The sequence below is a fragment of the Bradyrhizobium yuanmingense genome (assembly GCF_900094575.1).
Taxonomy (GTDB): Bacteria; Pseudomonadota; Alphaproteobacteria; order Rhizobiales; family Xanthobacteraceae; genus Bradyrhizobium; species Bradyrhizobium yuanmingense.
In genome coordinates this window covers 1-6,524 of record NZ_FMAE01000059.1, presented here as the reverse complement: position 1 = coordinate 6,524, position 6,524 = coordinate 1, and the positions used below count along the sequence as shown (strand labels likewise).

Sequence of the window (6,524 nt, the reverse complement as noted above, 5' to 3'; positions counted from 1 at the left end):
CCAGGTCCGGTCGCGGTAGCCGTTGCGCTGCGCCAGACGCTCGGGGTTCTTCTCGCCGTAGGCGGCCCCGGTCTGGCCTTCCACTTCCAGCTCCATCAGGCGCTGGGCAGCAAAGCCGATCATCTCGCGCAGCAGATCCGCATCGGGGGTCTTCTCCACGAGCGTGCGGAGGTTCATCATCTCATCGGTCATCGGTGGTTCCTCGAATCAGGTTGGTGTCAGCAACCCGACCCTACCGGCGAACTGCCGGTGACCACCGCAAAGCCGCCCGCCCGCTACGGCGCCATGGGAGGGCGCGCGTGCGGACGGCTTTGCTCTACCGAGCTACACCATCACCGGGGAGCGACCATTTTTTTTTTACACTGGCCATACACTCAGATATGGACCGCCTGATATCGCTAGGTTATTTCCGCTATTGACTCTCCCACAAGGGGAGAAGGCCAGGGGCACCCCGCAATGAGGGGATTTACGTCACCGACACCAAAAATTCGGCGGAAAACCTGTCGGCGGGAACGTACGTAGCCCTCCCCCTGACTCAAACCCCCGACTGGTCAAATAGGCCGAGATGATTTCAGTGGGAGCAGATCGAAAGCTGACCACCGATTGACCACCGAAACCCCGCGGACAAACGGCCATAAAGGTGGTCAATCGTGAGCGAACTTCATTGTTTTTATTGATCTTTTCGACCGCTATTTACGTTTTGGCCGCCGCGCTCACAGCTGATCCGTTCCTACCGCATTTTCGCGCGCTTTTGCGCGGCGACCGTTTTGATGCGGGCGATCTCGCGGCGCGCTTGCTTCATACGCGAAGTGTTCTCCAACTGGCCGGTGGCGCGCTGAAACCGTAGATTGAATCGCTCTTTCTTCAGATTCAGGACCGCATCGTCCATTTGGTCCGGGCTCATAGCGCGGATATCGGCCATCTTCTTTTCCCTGTCCGTCAGCGCGCGCTGGCGCGGCGCTGGCGGCTTTTTCGGAATGTCCTGCTCTGCCGAATGAACCAGCTCGGGGCGAGGCCTTTTGGGAGGTTGGTTCGGCAGCCTGCTCTCGAGGTGTTCGAGGACTAGGTCATGGATCCTTTTTTTGCGCCAGCACGTTGTGCCAGCCACGACCTTTTATGGGAGCCTCGCCGAGGTATGCGGCGATCTGACCGCCTGCGTACGAAGTTCGTAGCCATTTGGAGACGGCCCTTAGCTTGTCCTTCAAGCCATCTTCTTTGAACTCTCGCAGCGCGAGTTCGCGGAGAATGCTGAACTTGATGTCCAGCCAGCGCACGGTCTCGCCGTAGGTCGCACGATGCTCGGCCAGGGCCAAGATCGCGGCGTGCACGTCTTTCTTGACGGCCTCCTTATCGCCTTTCCCAAGGCTCAGGAGAGCCATGCCGACGACCGCCTTCAGGAATTCGGCGTCTGGCGTCGGAGCATCGGGCGAGCCGAGAAGCGAGAGGACCTTCTCACCGTATTCGGGCAGCAGAGTTCGGTGGGCGAGCACGGCGTGGCCGGCCGCGGCTATCCAGGGAGCCGGAGGGGCCTGCGCTCCAGAAGTATGGAAAATGACCGATAGTAGCCTTTTCGCGGCGAGCTCGGCGGCCGCGGTATTTTGATGCTCGGTGAAGCCCCAGAATGCTGCCGCCAGACTGGTGTCCAAAAGCGCTCGCGGTACGGCTTCGGGGCCATCACCGAGAGAGAACGTCCAGATAGAACCTTCCAGCGTTCTGAACATGCACGGTCGTATTGTCTTTGCGGCGCACGACCGCGTAGCAGAACAGGTGGCCGTCGTTGGCAAACAGAGCCTTCCCGCTCCCGCTCGACGGTCTCCGCAGCGTTAGGACGGCGCCGTCCGATACTTCGCCCTCTTCCTTGGTCCAAAGCTCGAGACTTGCCACTTTGGCGGCGGCAGAGGTGTCCAGGACAGCGGGAGCCCACGCCCGCTTGGCCCCGAGGAGCGAAAGGCACTTTTCGTACGGGCCGCCCGGCTCTTCGGAGGAAAGGACCCCGTCTTTGACCAGCCCATTGGGCGCCTGCACACGGACAAACGGGGCAGAGTTGAACCATTTTGGGGCAGGTTGCCCGCTCTCAAGCAGCTCCTCGTGGCGCCTTCCGTCCTCCGAGAACGCGGTCACGAAAAGGGGAGGAGCCCCTGGAAGGCCTTCATCCATCAGCACTAACTGCTTCTCGGCCATTGAAATTCCTAGTTGTATAATTCCATATGGGGATGAAAAAACAGTTTCTCAGGGTCCCAACCGAGGCCGTTGAAGCGAAAATTATGCGGCTTTCGTGCCAGTCGGCACTCAAAAATGGGGGAGGCGGTTTCCGAGCCGACGGGTGGGGGAGTGTCACAGAGCGCATCACAGGACGTCGGCGAGGGCACGCCCTTGGCATGAACGTCCACGGTGCTCTTTGGTTCTCTGGTCAGCAGGATCGGCCGGGTCTTGTAGCCCGGCGGCCCCTCGGGGCAGCTGGGACCCGGCGAAATCTGCTGATGACGCGCCCAACGCGTGACGAGAGCGTGCGCTGCCTGCACCAGTTCTGCCGCGACGATCGGCGCCGCAGTGGCCTTGGGATCGTCCGTACGAGGCCCGAAGCCCTTCAGCGCCTCCATGAACGCTCTCGTGCCGAGGGCATGTTCCCGGCACCCGGCGGTTATCGCGGCCTGCTTCGGGGTGACCACCCAGAACGCCTCTTGCCCTCTCGCAGATGAATAGAAGACATAGGCGTTCTCCGGCGTCGCTAGGTTTGGCGCGCCGATCCCTTCGTCCAAGAGGTCGTCCCTCTTCGGCGAGCGGCATGCGTCGATGAAGCAATAGACGGGTTGGCCTGCCGTGATCCAGTTGATGACGTGCAGAGTGAGCGTCCAGTCGAGGCCGGACTGGCCCAATCCGTCGTCTCGCGGGCCGTCGCACGAGAGGTTGACGATGTTGCCGCCCTTGAGCTGCTCCGCGCCGTGGCCGATCCAGTGCAGGAAGCCGACGCCGCCCTCTTTTTTGACCCGGTGGGCCCAATTGAGAAGCGCTGCTCTGACGGTCGAATAGTTGGGACGGTCTACGCCGACTGCGCCGCCGCTGTCGCCGACGATCATGACGGCACCGGCAGGATCCGATGCCAGCACCTCGACGGAGGCCAGCGCCTGAGACTGCGGATAGCTACTGCTCGGCAGAGTACGCCAGAAGTTCACGACGGCCTGAGCGAGTGCTCCTGAGCCGGGCAGATTGGTCGACCTGACCAAATAGTCTCCGACCATCACGATAAGGACGTGTACGGGCACCGCGGAGGGGCCGGGCTGGCGTTGAATTACAGACGTCATGAAAAGGGACTGCGTGAATCGGAGCTTGGAGATCAGGGGTGGCGCGAGGACGTACGGAACACAATGCACAACCGCCGGCTGAAGATCAATGGCTGTCGATCGCGGCGTCGTGCTTGGCGACATTATGGTCCCTGAAGCCGAATCACTTGAATCACGCTACCAGCGCATTGCAACATTTCAACGCGAGGGTGCGATGGCTCCGGGCTTGTCCACCGTCCAGAGGCGGGCCGAACCCCCGAAGGCCGAAAGCCGCCCCTCGAACCCAGTATCGGCCGGGCGTCCCACGACGCCAGCGGTGACTTGTTTCTACGGCTCTTTCGCGAGCCCCGCCGCGAGCAACAGCCAGCGCGGTGCCTGCAATGTCCTGCACCCATCTCACCTCCTTGCTCGCAACTACCGTCCAGGCCAACGCGATGGCAGGGGCTGCTGCGATAACAACCGGGAGAGACGGGCGTAGAGGGTGTACTTGTCGAACTTTGGCAAGAACCTATTCATCATCCACATCTGGCTTGAACGGATAACGTACGCGTTTGTAACGCCAGCCCGGCGGTCGTAGCCGCGCACGAAGTTGATCCATTCCTTATGGGTCGCCGTCACCTCGTATCCGCGCCGCGTGAAGGCGTTGGCGACCTTGGTACGGGGATAGATATCCTCGTTCTTGCCAACAGAGGCGACGGCATATCCCCGGCTCTCAGCCGGATAGGGGCCTCGCCAGCGATTGAGCACCGTCGGCGCTAAGTTACGGCGGCTACCGTGGTGAGGGATCTGGGCCAACGTCGGCTGGATCAGTAAGCTGATCTGTTCGCGTAGTCGGCCGCTTCGGCGAGTCCTTCAGGGCCGACATCGTCGGTCAGCAGCACGCGCTCGTTACCGAAGGAAGCCCACTGCACCACAGAGGTCTCGTTCGATGCAGATGTAGCCGGCGGGTTTTCGTCCAAGGTTTCGTAATCGAGGCGCTCCAGCACCTTTTCCGCCACGTCGGCTGCAGCCTTGAAGAGAGTGCCGAGAAGCCCCTTGGACTCGCTCGCGTACGACTGCGGTGTCTTGTCGAGATCGGGGATCAGTTTGATGTAGCGCTCGCGGCTCGGGGCAAGCACCGTGAACGGCCCGATCCGCGCAACCTGAAGGGGAGCCCTGATGGTGATGCCGCGCCTGGCCGCGATATTCTCCATCTCGACCAGGTAGGGTGCATCTCGCGCATCTTCTTGGTCAGCCCGTCGCGCCTGATACAGGGGACGGTATTAGAGAACGTCTCGCCGACAGTGCATATCCGACATAGGTCGCTACCAGCGGATGAATCTCGATGAGTCGACAGAGGTTCACGAATGCTCCTAAGATGTAGAGGCAGCAAGTTCGCGGAAGCCGGGTACGGGTGGGGCAGTGAACTTCCAGGTGACGGTTCTCAAGGTGCTGGTCAGCTATCCAGACGGGTTCGCCGTCATGGCGGACCTCAAGCGCGATATGGCGATTCTGGCGACCAGCGGACGGGACTGGGCCGAACGCACGAAGCGATTGGCAGCCCGCGTGCCAGACCTGGACATTTTCTCCCAAGGTCTCATCGAGCGGTTGAACGGCGGCTGGCGTATCACTGATAAGGGACGCGTGGTTCTCGAGATCATGGAGGCTCGGCCCGCACCCGCCCAACAAGCAACGGAGCTGCCTGATGTCCGTGCGGTCGAAGAGCCGACGCCAGCCACGGCTCTGTCACCGATGCCTGCGATAACTCCAATTCGACGCATGCGGAAACGAAGTCGACGCCAACGCGACGCCGTCCAACGAAGACAAGCGGCTGCGTCGTAGCAAGCCTGGGTTAAGAGCTAACCAGCAAATTTCGGCGTTCGGAAAGTCGTAATTTATTCCATAATCTATGTTATGCGAGCGCCGATTGTAGACGCTCATTAGAAAGGTCACCATCCTCCCCATTAGAGATGTCACGCTCGGACTTGTCTAAGGCATGAGGCCTGGGGGTTTTGAGTGATGACGGTGCTGTCGATGAGCCGGGCTGAGATCGACCGGGTGCATGTGTTGCGGGATGTCGTGGCGGAACGGATGACGGTGCGAGAGGCCGCGCAACTGCTTCGGGTAACATCGCGGCAGGCATTCCGGCTGCTGAAGGCCTATCGGATCGGAGGCCCCGCGGCACTGCTGTCAAAGAAGCGCGGCAAGCCGAGCAACCGAGCCTATCCGGCGATCGTGCGGAGCGAGGCACTGGCGCTGATCAAGACTCACTGCGTGGATTTTGGTCCGACGCTTGCTGCAGAGAAGCTGGCGGAGCGGCATGGTTTGCATTTCGGCGTTGAGACGGTGCGGCGCTGGATGCTGGGGGACGGGATTTGGAAGGACCGCCGGCAGCGGTCGAAGCCGGTGCACCAGCCGCGGCATCGCCGCGATTGCGTTGGCGAGTTGGTCCAGATCGACGGCTCCGAACACTGGTGGTTTGAGAACCGCGGCCCGCAATGCACCCTGCTCGTCTTCATCGACGACGCCACCAGTCGATTGATGCATCTGCAATTTGTCGAGACGGAATCGACCTTTGACTACTTCAGGGCGACGACCGCCTATCTGAAGCGCTACGGCAAGCCCATTGCGTTCTACTCGGACAAGCACGCAACGTTCCGGGTTAACAAGGTCGGCGCGACCGGCGGCGACGGGATGACGCAGTTCGGTCGCGCGCTGCACGAGCTCAACATCGACATCATTTGTGCCAATGTCCCGCAGGCCAAGGGGCGCGTGGAACGAGCCAACGGCACACTGCAGGACCGCCTGGTCAAGGAGATGCGTTTGGCGGGCATCTCAACTCTTGAGGCTGGTAACGCGTTCCTGCCGGCATTTACGGAGGATTACAATCGCCGCTTTGCCAAGGTGCCTTTTAGCGACAATGACCTGCCACTGCGTATTTCCTCCAGAAGGAGTTAGAGTCCGGCCCGAAGAAGGACGGACAGATGAAGCGAGCAAGGTTCACGGAAGAGCAGATTATCGCGGTATTGAAGGAGCATGAGGCTGGGGCGAAGACAGCCGACCTGGCTCGCAAGCACGGTGTTTCCGAGGCGACGATCTACAATTGGAAGGCCAAATTCGGCGGCATGGACGTTTCCGAAGCGAAGCGGCTGAGGGCCTTGGAAGAGGAGAACGGGAAGCTGAAGAAGCTTCTGGCCGAGCAGATGCTCGATGCGGCCGCCCTTCGCGAGCTCCTTTCAAAAAAATGGTAGGGCCCGCCGCCAA

The 6,524-nt window shown here is 61.0% G+C and carries 8 protein-coding genes and 1 pseudogene; 3 read left to right on the top strand and 6 right to left on the bottom strand.

What is annotated here, in order from left to right; all coding sequences use genetic code 11:
* From GA0061099_RS38410 to GA0061099_RS38380, 6 genes are all read right to left on the bottom strand, one after another.
* On the bottom strand, nucleotides 1-192 hold a 192-nt coding region (locus tag GA0061099_RS38410), incomplete at its 3' end, for a transposase (RefSeq protein ID WP_074448641.1).
* A 538-nt stretch (nucleotides 193-730) separates the two neighbouring features.
* Nucleotides 731-922, bottom strand: coding sequence for a 50S ribosomal protein L29 (gene rpmC / locus GA0061099_RS38405; protein WP_074448642.1), 192 nt, complete (start codon nucleotides 920-922; stop codon nucleotides 731-733).
* Nucleotides 923-1,067: 145 nt separating this feature from the next.
* Complete coding sequence (locus tag GA0061099_RS38400; RefSeq protein WP_141697810.1) at nucleotides 1,068-1,721, bottom strand: hypothetical protein; 654 nt, start codon at nucleotides 1,719-1,721, stop codon at nucleotides 1,068-1,070.
* Complete coding sequence (locus GA0061099_RS38395; RefSeq protein ID WP_074448639.1) at nucleotides 1,675-2,181, bottom strand: hypothetical protein; 507 nt, start codon at nucleotides 2,179-2,181, stop codon at nucleotides 1,675-1,677. Before GA0061099_RS38395 ends, GA0061099_RS38400 begins: the two co-directional genes overlap by 47 nt.
* Before the next feature lie 8 nt (nucleotides 2,182-2,189).
* Complete coding sequence (locus GA0061099_RS38390) at nucleotides 2,190-3,224, bottom strand: caspase family protein (RefSeq protein ID WP_141697809.1); 1,035 nt, start codon at nucleotides 3,222-3,224, stop codon at nucleotides 2,190-2,192.
* An 863-nt stretch (nucleotides 3,225-4,087) separates the two neighbouring features.
* A complete protein-coding gene (locus GA0061099_RS38380) occupies nucleotides 4,088-4,474 on the bottom strand; it encodes a hypothetical protein (RefSeq protein ID WP_074448636.1) in 387 nt (128 codons plus the stop codon).
* A gap of 208 nt (nucleotides 4,475-4,682) precedes the next feature.
* Between GA0061099_RS38380 and GA0061099_RS38375 the strand changes: the two genes are divergently transcribed.
* The 3 genes and pseudogenes from GA0061099_RS38375 to GA0061099_RS38365 all read left to right on the top strand — a co-directional run.
* On the top strand, nucleotides 4,683-5,102 hold the full coding sequence (locus GA0061099_RS38375) for a hypothetical protein (RefSeq protein ID WP_074448635.1): 420 nt from the start codon (nucleotides 4,683-4,685) through the stop codon (nucleotides 5,100-5,102).
* 177 nt (nucleotides 5,103-5,279) lie between these two features.
* Nucleotides 5,280-6,218 carry an ISNCY family transposase gene (locus GA0061099_RS38370; RefSeq protein ID WP_244621054.1) on the top strand — a complete coding sequence of 313 codons (939 nt, stop codon included), beginning with the start codon at nucleotides 5,280-5,282 and terminating at the stop codon, nucleotides 6,216-6,218.
* Nucleotides 6,219-6,244: 26 nt separating this feature from the next.
* Nucleotides 6,245-6,505 (top strand): annotated as a pseudogene (locus GA0061099_RS38365) (transposase); the annotation flags it as partial.
* Nucleotides 6,506-6,524: the final 19 nt, after the last annotated feature.

Coding starts and splice junctions, on each gene's coding strand:
- rpmC (WP_074448642.1), bottom strand. CDS start 922: ATGGCCGATATCCGCGCTATGAGCCCGGACCAAATGGACGATGCGGTC.
- GA0061099_RS38400 (WP_141697810.1), bottom strand. CDS start 1,721: ATGTTCAGAACGCTGGAAGGTTCTATCTGGACGTTCTCTCTCGGTGAT.
- GA0061099_RS38395 (WP_074448639.1), bottom strand. CDS start 2,181: ATGGCCGAGAAGCAGTTAGTGCTGATGGATGAAGGCCTTCCAGGGGCT.
- GA0061099_RS38380 (WP_074448636.1), bottom strand. CDS start 4,474: ATGGAGAATATCGCGGCCAGGCGCGGCATCACCATCAGGGCTCCCCTT.
- GA0061099_RS38370 (WP_244621054.1), top strand. CDS start 5,280: ATGACGGTGCTGTCGATGAGCCGGGCTGAGATCGACCGGGTGCATGTG.